Below are 18341 nucleotides of genomic sequence, written 5' to 3' on the forward strand. Positions count from 1 at the left end.
AAGCGTTAGCCTATTAAAGCAAAAAGCATTTTTAAATAATTAAAACCAACCAGTTATGAAATCACTAAACACCTTTCTCTTCCTGATTTTACTGCTTCAACTAAAAAGTGCTGCGCGAGAACCAAGTCACTCGCAAAAAGCACAGCAACCAAAGGTTGCTGCAAAACTTGTTTCGGGATGTGTGGATCCTGTTTCGAAAATTGATATGGATATTAATAATGTAAGAACCCGCATGCACACCGGTGGCGACTTTTGGACAGATCCTGCCAGTCCGCTTCCCTACTACGAAATTCCAATAAATAGTGGAAAGCATTCCATGTATGCAGGTTCTATTTGGATTGGTGGGCTTGATGCATCGGGTAATTTAAAAGTAGCAGCACAAACGTATCGCAATCTGGGTTTTGATTTTTATCCCGGGACCATAGACTTAAGCAATGGCGACATAAGAGCTGAACGTTGCAATTATTATGATCGCTTTTGGAAAATTAAGAAAAGCGAAGTACTCGACTTTATTGCTGATAAAAATAATATTACCAATGACATAAAATCGTATCCCGGCAATGGAAACTCGTTATACAACGAAGACGAATTTCTTGCCCCCTTTCATGATAATGGTGCCGACAATTTGTACGAACCATCCGAAGGAGATTACCCACTTTTTCGTCTAGATGCAAATGCAGTAGATGCAGGAGGTGGATGCAATGATTTTCTATTTGGAGACGAATGTATATGGTGGGTGATAAATGATGTGGGCAATGTGCATACACTTTCCGAATCGGGCAAAGGAGCAGGCATCGAAATTCAATGTCAGGCATTCGCTTTCAGAACAAGTGATGAATTGAATAATATGACATTTAATAAATTCAAAATTATTAATCGTGGCAACCTTGAGCTCAACCAAACTTACTTTGGCGCATGGGCCGATCCTGATTTGGGAAATCCCTATGACGACTATATAGGTTGTGATGTAGATCTGGGATTGGGCTTTGTTTATAATGGCGATCCGGATGATGATGGACCGGGTAGTTATGGAATAAATCCTCCTGCCCTGGCTATCGATTTTTTTCAAGGCCCTTTGGCTGATAACGCGGATGGTTTAGATAACGATCGCGATGGTCAAATAGATGAGCCGGGAGAGCAAATTATTATGTCAAAATTTATTTACTATAACAACGCTTCCGGCTTTCAAGGTGATCCTAATGATGCTAATGATTATTACAATTATCTAAAAGGTTTTTGGAAAAATGGTCAGCAACTAACTTACGGCAAAAATGGTTTCGTACCGGGCAATCCGGTTTGTGATTTTGTATACTCAGGCAATACCGATACTGCCTTTAATAACAATCCCGATTTTCCATGGAGCGAAAGCAGTGCCGGAAATCCCACTGGGGATCGTAGATTTTTACAAAGTGCCGGGCCATTTACCCTGTTACCAGGCGCAGTTAACTACATTACTATTGGTGTTGTATGGGCCCAAGCATCAAACGGAGGACCTAAACAATCAATCGAATTAATAAAATTTGCCGATGTAAAAGCTCAGCAACTATTTGATAATTGTTTTAAAGTAATAGATGGGCCACGCGCTCCTGATTTGGTAATACGAGAACTTGATCGTGAATTAATTATTTCGCTCGAAAATTATTTTACCCCAGCAACAGAACTGTATTTTGAAAAAGATATAACCATACCAGATACTATCAGCAAAACTATCAAGGTGATTGTAGATACTATCATGCAAGGCAATATAGCAACGTATATCTATAAGGATTCTACTTACACCGACACACTAACCGTTGCGGAGCGCTCGTTTAAATTTGAAGGTTATCAGATTTACCAGTTGCTTGATGAAAATGTAACGTATGATATACAAACGTTGCAAAACCCAGATAAAGCAAGACTGATTGCACAATTTGATTTTAAAAATAATATCAGCCAGATTATTAATCATAGCTGGAATATAAATATAAACAGTTGGGACGAAATCGAAATGGTAAATGGAAACAAGCAGGGTTGCAACACACCCTACGAATTAAAAAGGATGCATTTGCAGCAGGTGGCAGCCAATTGATTAATTATAAGAACTACTATTTTACCGTGATAGCATATGCACATAATGAATATGAAAAATTTCAATACACGCCTTATGCATCACCTAACTTTACACAAAAAGCGCCTTACCTGGCAGGTCGAACAAATGTTCGTACGTATACCGGAATTCCGCATAAAGCAAATCCTGAAAACTATGGTCAGGTGCTTCAATCCGATTATGAAACAAGACCGCAAATGCAGCGATTGGCTGGCACAGGCAATGGAGGCTTTGCGTTAGAGTTAAACGAAAAATCAATAGCTGAAGCAATAACTGCACCCGACTATCGCAGTTACTTTCCGGTTTACCAAGTAAATGGTTCGCCTGTCAACATAAGTGTATATGATCCGGTAAAAATTAAACCGTTAATGCTAGAGCTAAAGTTTGATGGTACAATCGAAGGGCAGTCAAACTGGGAAATGCAAAACATGGCTACCAAAGAAAAACAAATTTCGCAGGTTCCTTTTGGTGTGCACAATGAACAATTAATTACCGGCTGGGGACTCTCGGCCGAAATAGAAAATAAATACATTGATAATGGTACTTCGGGGATCAATAAATCAAACAATCCTCTAATAACATCTTATATCGTTTACGAAAACGATAACCGTTGGTTAAATTTTGTTGCTGATAACAATTCAATTAAAGAGTTAAACTGGATAAGGTCGGGCGAAGTTCCCTATAAAACGATTGATGCAGAAAAGATTTTTGAAACCGTAGCTAATGGCACCTGGGCACCTTTCAGATTGTGTTCTAATGTTGATACCATAGCTACATCGCCCAAATATGCAAGCAGCTCTATGGATGCCATGAACACATTGAGTAAGCTGGCCAGTGTGGATATTGTTTTTACAGACGATCGTAGCAAATGGACCCGCTGCGTGGTTGTAGAAACAAGTGGCGATAAATCAAAAACTGTTGGAAATGCATTGAAACTGGACATACGCAAATCGCCAAGTATTGATAAAGATGGTAAACCTGCCACAACAAACTCTGGCTCAGATAATAGCAACGATCCCAATTTTATTTCGGCAACAGGTATGGGTTGGTTTCCGGGATATGCTATAAATATTGAAACCGGAGAGCGACTCAATCTTTGCTATGGCGAAAACTCGGCCCTCGATAGCGATATGAAATTTAATCCGGGCTCAACACTAAAAGATGCTAGCGGGAATTATACATTAGGCAACATGCAATACATTTATATTTTCAATCATGTGGCAAATGATTGGAATGATGTTCCACGCTATGACCATGGAAGAGTGCTAAGCAGGTTATTACTTACAAACAATGTAAACAATAAACGGGCGGTTTATAAAGATTGCATCTGGGCCGGATTGCCCATGATGAATAAGGGACACTCACTAAATGAATCGGACATTGTGGTAAGCCTGCGAATCTCAAAAAGGTATAACACCTATGATACGCGTAAAGAAATATTTGCCGGTGAAACTCTGGAATCAGGCAAAACATATATGGTCATGGTTGACAGCATTCGTTACCAGCAGTTATACTATGCATCAGGCACAACATTTACTGCGGTGCAAAGCAGCGGAACTTTTTCAGGCTATGGTAGTGTAGTTGCTGGCGATACGTTAAATAGTGGATTTCCATATTATAACATTTCGCTTCAAGGACTTGAGGCCATTAAAAATGATAAAGGAGCAGCTGCCAGTGCACTTGATTTATTGAATGTAGTGCCCAATCCCTATTATGCCTATTCATCCTATGAAAAAAATCAATTGGACAGCCGCGTTAAGATTACCAATTTGCCTAGCCGTTGTATAGTTACTATTTCAAGTATGAATGGCCTGATGATACGCAAGTTTAAGCGCGATGTGCGTGAAGATAACTCAACCGGGGCCACCACCCTTACACAAAACTATGATACATCCATTGAATGGGATCTGAAAAACCATAAAGGCGTACCGGTAGCAAGCGGCATTTACCTTATACATGTTGAGGTACCTGAAGTTGGCTCACGCGTTCTGAAATCGATGGTTATTATGCGCCCGGTTGATATTGATACGTTTTGATGAAATTGGCTTAGTCGGAAAATATTAGAACCATTAAAATAAGATTTGCAGTTTTTCAAAAAACTGTATCTTTGCCAAAGAGGACTTCCAATAAAAAAGGAAGTCTTCTTTTATTTTAGCACAGTTTAAAAATAAAATTCTAGTCATGTCACAAACGGTTTATGTAACGGAAGAAGGTTTAAAGAAACTAAAGGATAAGCTTCATCAGCTAAAAACGGTGGAGCGTCCAAAAGCGTCCAGAGCAATAGCGGAAGCTCGCGATAAAGGCGACCTTAGCGAAAATGCAGAGTACGATGCAGCAAAAGATGCTCAAGGGATGCTGGAACTTGAAATTTCGAAGTTGGAAGATGCCATTGCTAATGCCCGTGTATTGGATGAAAGCAAAATAGACGCCAGCAAAGTGACTATATTAAGTACAGTACGCATTTTAAATCATAATACTAGCAAAGAAATTAAATACAGCATTGTAGCTGAGCAGGAAGCTGACCTTAAGTTGGGAAAGATTTCGGTAAGTTCACCAATAGGCAAAGGGCTATTGGGCTGCAAAGTTGGTGATATTGCAAATGTGCAGGTCCCAGCGGGTGTTTTAAAGTTAGAAGTGCTCGAAATAACAAGATAAATCAATCATGACTATCTTTTCTCGAATAGTAAAGGGCGAAATCCCATGCCATAAGATTGCCGAAACAGATGATTGCTTTGCCTTTCTGGATATACAGCCACTCGCCACAGGTCATATATTAGTTATTCCAAAACTTGAAGTTGATTACATTTTTGATGTTGCCGATGATATATATGCAAAGCTTTGGCAATTTGCCAAAAGAGTAAGCATTGCCCAACAGCACGCGATAGCGTGTAAACGCATTGGCATTGCTGTAATAGGCCTCGAAGTGCCTCATGCTCACATACACCTGATTCCGCTCAATACGGTAAATGACATCAATTTTTCATTGCCAAAAATGAATCCAACCCCTGATGAGTTAAGCAAAACGGCAGAACTTATAAGGAGTTTTTTTAATATGAATTGGAAGTAAAATTCACATAATAAAATTACTTTTGCGCCTCGTTTTTTGCAAGTATATCAAAAGAGATTGATGCCCCCCGATTCGATTGAAATGAATAACAAGTTAGCCCACACACAGATAATTATGTGGTGTAGCAAATTAGGCTATCGCTTCGGAGGTGATATACAAGCAGAATGGAAGGATAAAAAAATAAGTATCTTGGTCCCGTAGCTCAGTTGGATAGAGCAACTGCCTTCTAAGCAGTAGGTCATTGGTTCGAATCCAATCGGGATCACAAATTGAAACCAAATAAATAAAAACAAAAATGGGAAAAGGAGACAAAAAATCGAAAAAAGGAAAATTGATTATTGGCAGTTTTGGAAAACGCAGACCCGCCCGCAAGCAGAATACGGTTGCGTCTAAGCCAAAAGCAAAGAAATAATTTGTAGAGGAAAAAGCTTCTGCACCTAAAAAAACAATTTCATAGAATAGCATATGTGGTCAGATGCTGATTTAAATAATGCACTAACCGCTTTGCGGCAAGGCGGCACCATTGCCTACCCAACCGATACAGTGTGGGGAATAGGTTGCGATGCTTGCAACGAGCAGGCTGTTGCTAAGGTCAATGAAATAAAAAACCGACCTGAAAACAAAGGATATGTGGTTTTAGTATCAGACATTGACATGCTGATAAAATATATAGATGCTATTCCGGGGCCGGCTATCGATATATTAAAATACAACACAAAACCGCTAACAATTATTTACGACAAATGCTTTTATATTGCTGAAAATGCCATCTATCCTGATGGCAGCATAGCTATTCGGATTTGTGAAGATTCATTTTGCAAAGCGCTGATAAAAAAGTTACGAAAACCCTTGCTCTCAACTTCGGCCAATATCAGTAACGAACCTGCGCCATCTATTTTTAAGGAAATTAGCGAAACCATTCTTTCCAGGGTAGATTATGTTGTAAAATACAAACAAAACGACAACAAAAAAGCCGCACCTTCAACCATTATGAAAATTAGTGCCAACGGTACTTTTCAAATTATCAGGAAATAACTATTTCTTTTGTTTACTAATTTTTTGCCAGAATAAAATTCTGACGCCACTTTACCTGCAAACTTTACTGCCAACTGCCTGCTCACAAATGCACGCAACCATCTGTTTGTTATTGCAATTTTATATCAATTAATAAATAGATTTGTGGCTCAAACAAAATTTTAGAGAAGCATATGCTCAAGAATCAGAAGCCCGGCAAGCAGCCTGCAAAAGCGACACCTATAGAAAAAAAGAAATTAAACAAAGTTTCTAAGCCGACCCTACCTGTATGGCAAACATGGGGCATAGCTATCGCTCTTTTCATAGTTACTTTAATTACTTTTTCAAATTGCTTTGATAATGAGTTAACCAACTGGGACGATCCTGATTACATCATTGAAAACCCGCTAATCAGAAATCTTAATTCGGAAACGATTAAAGAAATTTTTACCAAACCTTATTTTGGCAATTATCAACCACTTCACATTTTATCTTATGCCATCGAGTTTCAATATTTCGGATTAAAAAATCCCGGAGGATATCACAAAGTTAGCGTGGTTATGTTTGCAATAAGTGTTATGCTTTTATTTTATTTTATCTTGATACTAACTGATAATAATTTAATAATGGCCACTGCCACTGCAGTGCTCTACGCGCTCAATCCCATGAAAGTAGAATCTGTGGCCTGGCCGCAGAACGCAAGGATATGCTATACACCATGTTTTTTATAGCAGCACTAATTTGCTATTTGCAGTATGTAAAGAAAAATTTTGCCTGGCACTTTTTAGCCCTTGCGTTCATCTTATTCATTATTTCATTATTCAGTAAAGTAATGGCAGTAACTTTTGTTGGTGTAGCCATTATGATAGATTATTGGTACAGCCGTAAAGTTGATCTTCGCCTAATCATCGAAAAACTTCTATTTGTTATTCCATCAATTATCATTGGAATTGTGCAGGTAAAATCGGTTGATGCTTCAGGAACAATTGCCAAATCTGGACTTCATACCTTCTATGATAAAATCGGGATTACCTGTCATAACTTATTGCAATATATTTGGAAATTGATTGTGCCTATAAATTTATCTAACTTCTACCCTTACCCATCTTTACTACCTGGACAACTGCCCACCGATTTTTATATTGCTCCGGCCATTGTTGCGGTACTTGCAGGATTAGTTATCTGGAGTATGAAGCAAACCAAAATATTTTTCTTTTGCAGTGGAATTTTTGTTGCAACCATTGTACTTGTGTTGCAATATGTGCCGGTTGGTCCTACCATGTTTAGCGAGCGTTACAGCTTAGTCCCATCTATTGGTTTATGCTTTTTAATAGCATATGGAATCAATTTTTTGATTACCAAAAACAATGCATTAAAAATCCCTCTTCTAGCTTTGATAGGCATTTATAGTGCAGTACTTGCTTACGCTACTGCCCAACGCTGCGAGGTTTGGCAAAACAGCCTTACACTTTGGAATAATTGCATTGAACAATTTCCAACTGTATCAACTGCATTAAACAACCGCGGCAAATATTATGGTCAAACATTAAACGACCTTGTAAGCGCAGAGCGCGACCTTAATGCATCTATTAAGTATGACCCCAATTATGAACTTGCCTATAGCAATCGTGGAATTGTATATAGCATTCAGGGAAAATTTGATCTGGCACTCGCTGATTTTAATATGGCAGTAAAATTAAAACCAGACTATCGCGAGGCTATGCATAACCGGGCAATTGCACTTGCCCAAATGAAACGCTTTGATGAGTCGATGAAAGACCTCGACTACCTTATAAGTAAATGGCCAAACACTTCCGAAAATTATCAAACACGTGGGATGACGTTATTACAACTCAATAAACCGCAGGAAGGGCTAAATGATTTGAACAAAGCAATACAGATTAATCCTGAACTAGCTTCTGCATACACGGGACGTGTGCAAGCTTATTTTCAATTAGGAAGATATAATGATGCAAAACGTGAGTTGCAGTTTTGTCAGCAGATTGGTGCTCAAATCAATCCTGAATTTGCTAAACAGGTAATGAATGCACCAAATCAATAATTATCCGAAAGGCTTAAACTAGAATTGCCATATTTTAATTAAGGCCTGGGCAAATCGCTTTTTTGGTAAAAAGTTCCATTCTAATTCTTCGCTCATTGGTACGGGGGTATCGAGTGCGCCAACGCGTTTAACAGGAGCATCAAGGTAATTAAAACATTCATCACTTATAGCTGATGCAATCTCGGCACCAATGCCACCGGTAATGGTATCTTCATGCATGACAATGCACTTTCCGGTTTTCTTAACGGACGAGATTACCAAATCCTTGTCCCACGGAAGCAGTGTACGTAAATCAATCAGGTCAGCTTTTATTTCAGGATTATCTTTTAATGCTTCTAACGCCCAGTGCACACCGAGGCCATATGTAACTATCGTAATATCATCACCCACACTGCGCAACACCCCTTTTCCAATTTCGATAGTAAAGTAATCATCGTATACAGGCTCCGTTACACTTCGGTATAAGGCCTTATGTTCAAAGAACATTACCGGGTTACTATCTTCTAAAGCTGCCAGAAGAAGTCCCTTGGCATCTGCCGGAAAAGCGGGATAAACTATTTTCAATCCGGGAACATGGAAAAACCAGGCCTCGGTACTTTGCGAATGAAAAGGCCCTGCCCCTACTGCCGCTCCTGTAGGCATGCGTATTACCACATCCGCATGTTGCCCCCAACGATAATAGGTCTTTGCCAGGTTGTTTACTATCTGATTAAAACCACAGGTAACAAAATCGGCAAATTGCATTTCGACTATCGACTTGCCGCCATTAATTGAAACTCCTAAGCCTGCACCAACAATAGCGCTTTCACAAATAGGTGTATTACGAACGCGCGCCTTTCCAAACTCGTCCATAAAGCCAAGCGTAGCTTTGAACACGCCACCATACTCTGCAATATCTTGCCCCATTATAACGAGGTTATCATGCTTTTTCATAGCTAGTCGCATGGCATCGGTTATGGCATCAAGAAATCTTTTTTCTGTTTGCACAACCGTAGTAGGCAAAACAGGCTGGTTTGCAAATGGGGCGTAAATTTCTGCCAGTTCTCTATCGGGAGTAGATTGCGGCAGACCTTCGGCAAAAGTTATGGCCAAAGCAGTTTCTATTTCCTGCTTAAACTCTGCCCGAATTTGTTCTATATCTTTAGCATTGATAATGCCCTCATCAACTAAATATTTTTCATAGTTGCGCACTGGATCTTTTTTTGCCCACGCGTCAAGTAACTCTTGCGGAACATATTTTGTTCCTGAAGCCTCTTCGTGACCGCGCATTCTGAATGTAATGCATTCAAATATTACCGGGCGCGGATTTTCGCGTATGCTTTTTGATAATTTTTTTATCGCATTATACACTTCAATGATATTATTACCATCCACTTTCATGGCATCCATACCATAACCTATTCCTTTGTCAACAAAATTTTTGCAACGGAACTGTTCTGATGAAGGGGTTGATAAACCATATCCATTATTTTCGATAACAAAAATTACCGGAAGATTCCACACAGCTGCAACATTAAGTGCTTCATGAAAATCGCCTTCGCTTGTTCCTCCATCACCAGAAAATACGGCAGTACATTTTTTTTCATTGCGCAGTAAATGTGCCAATGCAATTCCATCGGCCAATGCCAATTGCGGACCAAGATGTGATATCATTCCAATTATCTTATACTCTTGTGTACCAAAGTGAAACGAACGGTCGCGCCCTTTTGTAAATCCTCCCTCTTTGCCCTGAAATTGCGAAAACAAACGATTGAGTGGAATTTGCCTGGTAGTAAATACACCCAGGTTGCGATGCATGGGAAGTATATACTCATCGTTATCTAATCCCATGGCCACACCCGCAGCAATTGCCTCTTGCCCTATGCCTGAAAACCACTTTGCTATTCGACCCTGCCGCAGCAGTATCAGCATTTTTTCTTCTATCATTCTAGGCTTTAGAATAGAACGATAAAGGCCTATCATTGATGCTGCATCCAGTCCTTTGGGGTTATAGTTGATAACTCGTTCGAATAATGCCGTTTCTTCCATACCTGTGTTTTTTTGTGCAAAGGTAGGCAATAGTTGGGAGTTGAAATATTGAGATTATGATTGTTATGATTGTAAAATGTAGTACGATGCTATGGCACTCAAAACTTGGCTTCCAAATCAAAAATTGGATTATAACAAATTCAAAAAATAAATCTTTAACTACCTCTTAAAAAATTAAAAGGACTCGCAGTTTTTACACAATTCTATTTCATGCTTGCGGTTTCGCATGAATAGCGAAAGCATTTTCAGGCGTTCAGGCTTTTTATATATTTCGTACAGCGTATTGCTTTGAATATTGCCAATCACTCCTTTTGAATTAAGATCAGCACAACAAACGGTAATATCGCCATTGGGCAGAAAAACCATCTGATGCATTAAGAGGCTGCAACCAATTTTATAGTTACGTTTTGTACTGATTTCGGGAACATCTATATCTCCACCCCAATTATGCGCATATCGTAACTCATAACCATCCACCGTATTCAGTAATTTTTTAAACTCATTGCTCATCCACGATGTGTCTGCCTTGTATTTATAATCTATCAGTGTAATAATTCCGGTTTTAATAGGATTGCTACTTTGCTTATTCAATGCGCAGAAAGTTTCGATGTTGGTTGCAAATTCGTCCCACTTGGCGCGGTCGCGCATTTGCTCAAAGTTTTCCTTATTGCCGCCATCCATGCTGAATCGAATGTTATCAAGTATGTCGGCACTAATTAATATGGCCGATTTCTTTTCGTCTAAAATGGTTGCGTTTGTAAGCAAAGCAACTTTAGGAAAAGGAATTTTTCGGCTAATAGCTTCTTCTTTTGCCTGCTTAATTATAGCCAGCATCTCTTCAATTTTAGGATGCAACAAAACTTCGCCTGCGTTGTACAGGTGTATGGTATCAATATTTCTAAAACGTTTATCATTTAGCAACTGTTGAAAAAAAAGTTTTAGCAAATCAGCAGTCATACGCACCTTTGGTTTAAGATGATCGAGCGAGCACATGCGGCAACGCAGGTTACAGTAGCTTACAAGTTCAATATTAATTTCGGTAACTGATGTGCGCGAATTCAATCCAATGGCGCAGTGTATAGCATAGTTATAAACGAACGACAGGCTTTGCCCTACCTTTACAAATTTCCATAAAAAATTACTCTTGCCAATGCGTTGAACAAGCAAGTTCTTAATTTCAAATGTTGTTAGTCGAAGCGAAAGCATTATGTTTATAGTAAAGCGCGAAGTATTCATAAAAAATACTTTTGCAGTTTATCTGCAAAAGCAATTAGAATAACTCTTGTTTTTTTAATGATTACAAAAAAGGTTTATGTTATCATGAGAAAAGATGCCTAATGATTGTCAGATAACTGATATTAATCATACCATTAAGAATTAAATTTAATTTCGATTAGCTTAATAAAGATGAAAAACAGCTACATGCTGAGTCAAGAAAAGCAAAACTAAATGTGGAATAGATATATAAAAAGCTAAACTGTAGTTTACTTTTTATTCATATAAGCAGCAGGTATAGGTAGCTGTCCGGTTTCTATTTGCTTTACTATGGCTTCGATAACCGCGTCTTCGCCTTCAGGGTCGTACTCACTTTTTAAATTACTGCCAAATAACTTAGCAAACCCTTGCCACATTACAGCCTGAAAGCCTCCGCGATATTCCTTTATAAGAGCAAAAGTGCTGTTGCCTGTTTCGCGGTCAACTAATTTTATCAATATTCTACCTTGCCCAATGGTCAGGTTTTTTAAATCTTTTTCAAACTCCTCTTTAAGCACCCCTTCGGTAGATTTCACATATTTTTTGCGCTCACGTTCAGTTTTTAAAGTAGCTATATGGTCGTTTACTTCTTTCATTTTGGCCGATGCAAGTTTTGCGTAAGGATATGCTCGCAATACATCACGCCTTAGTTTAGCATATTTAGCCATGTTAGCTGCTGCTTCGGGGCTAAGGTTGCCCACAACTTCTACCGCTCGCATATAAACCAATGGAATGGTATCGCCATCAATAACGATGGCATTGGTGGTGGTGTTTTGTGCTACGCTTGCCATGGAATAAACTATGGCAGCTTTTAGAACAACAATTTGTACAATCCTTTTTAGTTTCATCAGCTTATTTCAATGCAAATAAAATAAAATAATACTTTATGCATTGTTGTTACTCATTCAATTAACATACTAAATCCTGTTTTTTGAATTAGTCATTCATTCTTAATTCACCTTAGCATTTTCCATTTTGAGGGATAGGCGCCTGACGCAACCGAGGTATTGTTTGTAGTGACAAGAGATTTTTGTTGCAGCACCTCTGAGGCAAAAGCCGCAGCAATGCAAGCCTCATCATCATCATATGCATCAAGCATTTCAGGTTGGAAATATTTTTTTATCCAATTAGTATCAAAGTTTCCTTCACGGAAATGTTGATCATTCATTACCAATTTGCAAAAGGGCAGTGTTGTTTTGATTCCGGTAATGTGATAATCATCAATGGCACGAATCATCTTATCAATGGCATGTTGGCGCGTATCTGCATAAACTATTAATTTAGCTATCATAGGATCGTAATACACTGGAATATCCATTCCTTCTAAATAGGCATCATCAACACGTATACCATTACCTTGAGGGGTTCGATACGTTTGTAACGTACCAATATCGGGTAAAAAATTATTTTGGGGATCTTCGGCATATACACGCGCTTCAATAGCATGGCCATTAATTTTTAAATCTTCTTGGGCAAATGGAAGCGCATTGCCTTCGGCAATGCGAATCTGTTCTTTAACCAGATCGATACCACATATGATTTCGCTTACCGGATGCTCCACCTGTAAGCGTGTGTTCATTTCAAGAAAATAGAAATTGAGTTTTTCATCTACCAAAAATTCAACTGTGCCGGCATTATAATAGCCAACAGCTTGGGCAACGCGAACAGCGCACTCGCCCATTTGTTTGCGCACCTCAGCTGTAAGACAACTTGAGGGGGCTTCTTCAATTACTTTTTGATGCCTGCGCTGTATACTGCATTCGCGCTCGAATAAATATACCATGTTGCCATGTTTATCACCAAGCACCTGAATTTCGATATGCTTAGGGGAGGCAACAAATTTTTCTATAAAAACAGCATCATCGCCAAACGAAGAACGGGCTTCACTTTGAGCCATCTGCAGTTTTTCTTCCAATTCCGATTCGTGCTCCACTAGTCGCATACCCTTGCCTCCACCACCCGCACTGGCTTTTATCAAAATAGGAAATCCTATTTCACGTGCTGTTTTTTTTGCTAACGCTACATCGGTCAATGCCTCATCTGTACCGGGCACCAATGGCACCTGGCATGCTTTGGCAGTAGCCTTAGCAGATAATTTACCGCCCATGGCAATCCATAGCATCTGCAGGGGGACCAACGTATATCAGCCCTGCCTGTTCAACCTGCCGGCAGAAGTTTGAGTTCTCGCTCAAAAAGCCATATCCTGGATGTATAGCATCAGCATGAGTCTGTCGTGCTGCTTCAATTATTTTATCGCCCCGCAGGTACGATTGCGATGATGCGGCTTCGCCCAGGTAAACTGCCTCATCTGCATAACGCACATGCAATGCATTACGATCAGCCTCACTATATACGGCTACGGTACAAATACCCATCTCGCGGGCACTGCGCATTATTCGTATGGCTATTTCTCCACGATTGGCCACTAACAATTTTTTTATCTTCATATAGTTGTTTAAAAATTGAGTCGCCAAGATTACTGCATTTTTAAATAATATATACTATTGTATTCAATAATTCGTTTGGTAGCTGATTATCCGCTGCCGCGAATTTTTAATTTAACTTTTAAATTTTAATTTTAATAAATTATGTTCAGTAAAAAAATCATCCTTATTTGTTTAGGTATTCTAATTACATGCTCGCTGCGTGCGCAACAATTAAAAAATAAAAACGGAGTTGCCATTTTGCCTCAGCCCAAATCGTGGGGAATAAGTGTAAGTGCCACTCCTTTTTTGAACTATGCCGGAAATATGTTTAGTCAAAAAGGGAACCAGGCACCCGGATTCGCATTTACCGGAGTGCATCCATTATCGGTTTCGGTGTTATATGTAAAAAGCGAGAAAAAAATATACAGGCTAAATACCCGTATTGGAGTTAGCTCAGTAAGCCGCGACACGTTTGTACTAATAGGCGGCAGTAACCCCAATGAACTTAAAGTAGCTAATACCGAAAAGAAAACGATAAGTGATATACAACTTGGAGCTGGTGTGCAAAAAGCGATTGGTAGTAGCCGTTTTCAAGGTTATTATGGAGGCGAAGCATTGTTGCGCTATGGCAGCAACAAGACAAGTTTTAAATATGGCGAATCGCTAAGCGATACGGTAAACCCTGCATTTAGTAATAGAGTTACACTGGTGCGCAATGGTGCAAGCACAGGTATTGGTGTTCGTGGTTTTATTGGTGCACAGTATTTTTTTGCCCCGCGTATGTCTGTGAGTGCAGAGTATGGTTGGGGCTTTTTGTTTGAAGCTACGGCAAAAGGAGAAATTCGTGAAGAGCGATGGAATACTGATAGCGGCAGCGGAGAAATAACAAAAAAAATCACCTCCTTGCCTAAGTCATCGCAGTTTAATCTGGACAACGATACTGGCTATGGAGCGCTTAACTTGAATTTTTATTTTTAGAGCCTGTTTAATAATTAACATAGATGCTACCTGATTGCAGTTTCTAAAAAATGGCTGGTAGTAATTATGATACGAATGGAGGCTGTCTCAAAGGAGGCAGCCTCTTCTCTTTTCGAAAAGCAAGTGTTAGCAACAAAACTAAAATAGTTATTACATCAAAGTGCAAAAGCTGATGGGAGCAAAATTAAAATTTGCTTTTCTAAAAATAAATCACGTTACTTTGTAATTGCAAAAAAATCATTTGCCTTTGGGCACATTGTATTCCGAGTTTTTACCAGTATTTACAAATTAAAAAACAAACGTATGAAAAATGAATTGCCCAAATCCGGCATTGTATCGGTAGCTGTATGCGAAGTTGAGAGTATCAGCAGTATTGCATCGCAAACCATTTTCGCTTACACACACACACTGGCAACTTAAATTCAGTTGTTGGCCAATTAAGTATTTACTATCATGCATAATTGTATTTTGCTCAAGTTATTATATTAGCTATGCGCAAAATTCTAATTTCAACATCATGATAAATAATGGATTTAATTGTACTGGCAATTCTGTAGCAGCATTGGCCGATGGGAAATTTGCAGCATGTGGCAGCTCTATTGTAGACAATGCATTTAAAGATGTATTCGTTTGCAAATTTGACATCAATGGCGACACCATATTTACCAAAACCATTGGTGGGGAATATGACGATGAAGGTTATTGCATAAATGCAACAGCTGATGCAGGGTTTATTATAGCCGGCTATACCAAAAGCTATGGTAACGGATTTGCAGATTTCTTTTTAGTGCGGCTAGATGCTGATGGTGCAATCTTGTGGACACGAACCAATGGCGGCTCGCTCAATGAAGGTAGTTACAGTGTGCTGCAAACAAGCGATGGGGGTTTTCTTGCAACTGGATTTACAAATAGCGTTGGAGCAGGAGGTCGCGATTTAAATTTAGTAAAACTTAATAGTCTAGGTACATTGCAATGGACAAATACCTACGGTACTGCCTTAGATGAAGTTGGTTATAGTATATGTGAAACCACAGAAGGAGGATTTATGATAGCAGGTAGTTGTGGTAATGCAAACAATAATACGAATCAGGATGTGTATCTTGTATGTACCGATGCACTAGGCAACCTTATTTGGGATAATAAATACGTATATCCTGAGAATCAAATGGCATACAGTATTAAACCTATCACAAATGGTGGATATCTTATTGCGGGTAAATCGAAAAATCTGACTAACAATTCATATGATGCTTTGCTCTTAAAAGTTTGGGCTGATGGAACGTTAATATGGCAAAGACAATACCCTACTGAAACTGATGATGTAATGTATGATATTGCCGAGAATGAAGATTTATCCTATACCATGGCAGGAAGCAGTTTTATAAGTGAATCAAATAATCAAGGATATGCGATTAGAGTAAATAATTACGGTGATGTGATAGAAGAATTCTATTTTGGAGAAGAGCTTAATGATGTGCTACGTGCCGTATGCTTTGATGATGATGACAACATTATAGTTGCAGGTACCGCAAATATTGATAACAGCGAAGCATCCTCCATGGCAATAGGAATGCCTGTAAAGAATAAAATTTATTATCCAAGAGGATTGTGGGTAATGAATGGCTGGAGGTACAGCTCACATAGTGGCAGTAATGCCATGTATCCTAGAACCAAAGAATTTATTTGGGTAGATGATAATACAAATTTAATCGGACACAAAACAGCTGCGGTTAAGATAAATGAATTGGTCGAGTATTGTCAGAAGGCCAAAATTTCCACAGTAGTCTTCGGACACTTAGAAGATGCATTTCGAGAAGATCTATCTGGTTTGGTGTTTAGCAACTATCCTAATCCTTTAAATAACAATGTTGATCATCCTGCGGATGGAAGCACGATCAGAAGTAACATGAAAAACACTATTAAATTACTGCATCAAAATAATATCACAGTATATGCACAATGGTTAGATGATCGCACGGGTGCTGCCCCAAATCAGGGTGTTTATAATTTAGACCCCACTTTAGTAACAAACGGAGGTAATTTTAATAGTACTTACAGCTATGATGATGAAGTATCAGGCGGTTCAATCACACATTGGGATGAAGAGTATGATGCATTTATTGAATTTAATAAGCCCGTTAATAATCCAAATGCTCACGAGCGATTTGACGGTATTATGTTGGATTATGAATATTGGACACAGGATTATGGTTCACCTACGGTAAATTATGGATCTGCGCGATTAGGTTTTGAAAATTGGATAACAGTTGCCAATGCGTGCCTGGATGCAAGAACCAATAGTACAACAACTGGTGTTAAACTTATACAATGTTATTTAAATGCCATAATATTTACAGGAGTACAACAAATGGCTAATAATGTTTTTAATTGGACTAATGGTGGTACAACAGCGTCAACCACCAAAGATAATTCTATTGAAGCATTGCATTATATTAGAGATTTAGGCTTTGATGGGTTATCACTAGGTTATTGGAATAGGGAAGAATTTGACCTAACTGGTGATGTTATTAATAATGACCCAACAACATTTTTAACTGGCGTAATGCAAAATAACACCAATGAAAGTGAAAACCAGCGCATGCGATATCGGCTCGAATTACTTGGTGAACCGAACGCAAATGGTACAAAAATTAAGTGCTATCCCTACCTACGATCTTTAAGACATGCAAATGGTTGTCCAACAGTCGGTGATAATGAATCGTATCTTGGAGATTTAATGTTATACGAATGCGAATGGACTGATGCCAACAGCGGTGTTGGCCTTGAATGGCCTCGAACTTATAATAGTAACATTCATTTTAATCCAACCATAGGAGTGCATTATATGCCCGAAGTTGAAAAGTTATTTGCTTATCAATATTTAAGCAGAGCGGGTATTAGATCAAGTGGCGCAGACCCTTATTCAGGAGGCACAAATGGAGACCAAGACGACCCTACTGAAGACTATGGCAATACACAAATTGCAGGATTTCAGTGGTTTCAATATGGAATGGGACCAGGTATAGATGATGGCTTGTTGCTTACCTCGCTAGGTACAATTAATTCAAGACCTGGAGATCAGGTCAATTTGATACTAGGATTACCTGAAGCAAAAATTGCAAATACTTCGCTTATTTACACTTCGGATATTAGTAATCTAGCTTCAAAATATTTTTCTGATAATTCCACCTTAACTTTATTCCCTAACCCTGCAAGAGATTACATAAAATTAAGTTCTAATCATGAGTTTATTGAAATTACTTGCGAAGATTTATTAGGCAGAAAATTTTATCCAATGATCACCAAAATTGACAAGGTAAATTATTTGTTAAATCTTAATGGTCTAACAAATGGTTTTTATTTGCTAAAAGCTAAAACATCTCGTGGTTTAATACAAAATTTTCCATTTCAAATTGCAAAGTAAGT

Annotated in this window: 13 protein-coding genes, 1 tRNA gene and 1 pseudogene; 11 read left to right on the forward strand and 4 right to left on the reverse strand. The window is 38.7% G+C overall.

Annotation, left to right across the window (positions count from 1 at the left end; genetic code table 11):
* Positions 1-55 precede the first annotated feature (55 nt).
* The 9 genes from IPO27_11760 (at position 56) to IPO27_11800 (ending at position 8229) form a co-directional block, all read left to right on the forward strand.
* On the forward strand, positions 56-2068 hold the full coding sequence (locus IPO27_11760) for a hypothetical protein (GenBank protein ID MBK8847174.1): 2013 nt from the start codon (positions 56-58) through the stop codon (positions 2066-2068).
* Positions 1972-4122, forward strand: a complete 2151-nt coding sequence (locus IPO27_11765) for a hypothetical protein (protein MBK8847175.1) — start codon at positions 1972-1974, stop codon at positions 4120-4122. The genes IPO27_11760 and IPO27_11765 overlap by 97 nt, the downstream gene beginning before the upstream one ends.
* Before the next feature lie 145 nt (positions 4123-4267).
* Positions 4268-4741, forward strand: a complete 474-nt coding sequence (gene greA / locus IPO27_11770; protein MBK8847176.1) for a transcription elongation factor GreA — start codon at positions 4268-4270, stop codon at positions 4739-4741.
* Between the two features lie 4 nt (positions 4742-4745).
* Complete coding sequence (locus tag IPO27_11775) at positions 4746-5153, forward strand: HIT family protein (GenBank protein MBK8847177.1); 408 nt, start codon at positions 4746-4748, stop codon at positions 5151-5153.
* 191 nt (positions 5154-5344) lie between these two features.
* Positions 5345-5418: transfer RNA gene (locus IPO27_11780), tRNA-Arg, on the forward strand.
* A gap of 30 nt (positions 5419-5448) precedes the next feature.
* Positions 5449-5565, forward strand: a complete 117-nt coding sequence (locus IPO27_11785; GenBank protein MBK8847178.1) for a 30S ribosomal protein THX — start codon at positions 5449-5451, stop codon at positions 5563-5565.
* Between the two features lie 53 nt (positions 5566-5618).
* Complete coding sequence (locus IPO27_11790) at positions 5619-6188, forward strand: threonylcarbamoyl-AMP synthase (GenBank protein ID MBK8847179.1); 570 nt, start codon at positions 5619-5621, stop codon at positions 6186-6188.
* Between the two features lie 173 nt (positions 6189-6361).
* On the forward strand, positions 6362-6898 hold the full coding sequence (locus tag IPO27_11795) for a hypothetical protein (protein ID MBK8847180.1): 537 nt from the start codon (positions 6362-6364) through the stop codon (positions 6896-6898).
* Positions 6899-6999: 101 nt separating this feature from the next.
* A complete protein-coding gene (locus IPO27_11800; protein MBK8847181.1) occupies positions 7000-8229 on the forward strand; it encodes a tetratricopeptide repeat protein in 1230 nt (409 codons plus the stop codon).
* Positions 8230-8247: 18 nt separating this feature from the next.
* Here the strand turns inward: IPO27_11800 and IPO27_11805 are convergent, their stop codons facing one another.
* The 4 genes and pseudogenes from IPO27_11805 to accC form a co-directional block, all read right to left on the reverse strand.
* Entirely contained in the window at positions 8248-10257 is a 2010-nt protein-coding gene (locus IPO27_11805; GenBank protein ID MBK8847182.1) for a dehydrogenase E1 component subunit alpha/beta, read from the reverse strand.
* A gap of 174 nt (positions 10258-10431) precedes the next feature.
* Positions 10432-11493: an SPASM domain-containing protein gene (locus IPO27_11810; protein MBK8847183.1), complete on the reverse strand. Its 1062-nt coding sequence runs from the start codon at positions 11491-11493 to the stop codon at positions 10432-10434.
* A gap of 248 nt (positions 11494-11741) precedes the next feature.
* Complete coding sequence (locus IPO27_11815; protein MBK8847184.1) at positions 11742-12359, reverse strand: DUF4294 domain-containing protein; 618 nt, start codon at positions 12357-12359, stop codon at positions 11742-11744.
* 107 nt (positions 12360-12466) lie between these two features.
* Positions 12467-13958, reverse strand: a pseudogene (gene accC, locus IPO27_11820) (acetyl-CoA carboxylase biotin carboxylase subunit).
* A 141-nt stretch (positions 13959-14099) separates the two neighbouring features.
* On the opposite strand from accC, the gene IPO27_11825 reads away from it, so the two are divergent.
* Positions 14100-14915 (forward strand): hypothetical protein, encoded by an 816-nt coding sequence (locus tag IPO27_11825; protein MBK8847185.1) that lies wholly within the window; start codon positions 14100-14102, stop codon positions 14913-14915.
* 517 nt (positions 14916-15432) lie between these two features.
* On the forward strand, positions 15433-18339 hold the full coding sequence (locus IPO27_11830; GenBank protein ID MBK8847186.1) for a hypothetical protein: 2907 nt from the start codon (positions 15433-15435) through the stop codon (positions 18337-18339).
* Positions 18340-18341: the final 2 nt, after the last annotated feature.

This window comes from Bacteroidota bacterium, assembly GCA_016714535.1.
GTDB lineage: Bacteria > Bacteroidota > Bacteroidia > AKYH767-A > OLB10 > JADKFV01.

Excerpts from the sequence above, each read along its gene's own strand:
- IPO27_11805 (MBK8847182.1), bottom strand. The coding sequence starts at position 10,257 with ATGGAAGAAACGGCATTATTCGAACGAGTTATCAACTATAACCCCAAA.
- greA (MBK8847176.1), top strand. The coding sequence starts at position 4,268 with ATGTCACAAACGGTTTATGTAACGGAAGAAGGTTTAAAGAAACTAAAG.
- IPO27_11790 (MBK8847179.1), top strand. The coding sequence starts at position 5,619 with ATGTGGTCAGATGCTGATTTAAATAATGCACTAACCGCTTTGCGGCAA.
- IPO27_11830 (MBK8847186.1), top strand. The coding sequence starts at position 15,433 with ATGATAAATAATGGATTTAATTGTACTGGCAATTCTGTAGCAGCATTG.
- IPO27_11825 (MBK8847185.1), top strand. The coding sequence starts at position 14,100 with ATGTTCAGTAAAAAAATCATCCTTATTTGTTTAGGTATTCTAATTACA.
- IPO27_11810 (MBK8847183.1), bottom strand. The coding sequence starts at position 11,493 with ATGAATACTTCGCGCTTTACTATAAACATAATGCTTTCGCTTCGACTA.
- IPO27_11795 (MBK8847180.1), top strand. The coding sequence starts at position 6,362 with ATGCTCAAGAATCAGAAGCCCGGCAAGCAGCCTGCAAAAGCGACACCT.
- IPO27_11815 (MBK8847184.1), bottom strand. The coding sequence starts at position 12,359 with ATGAAACTAAAAAGGATTGTACAAATTGTTGTTCTAAAAGCTGCCATA.
- IPO27_11760 (MBK8847174.1), top strand. The coding sequence starts at position 56 with ATGAAATCACTAAACACCTTTCTCTTCCTGATTTTACTGCTTCAACTA.
- IPO27_11785 (MBK8847178.1), top strand. The coding sequence starts at position 5,449 with ATGGGAAAAGGAGACAAAAAATCGAAAAAAGGAAAATTGATTATTGGC.
- IPO27_11800 (MBK8847181.1), top strand. The coding sequence starts at position 7,000 with ATGGCAGTAACTTTTGTTGGTGTAGCCATTATGATAGATTATTGGTAC.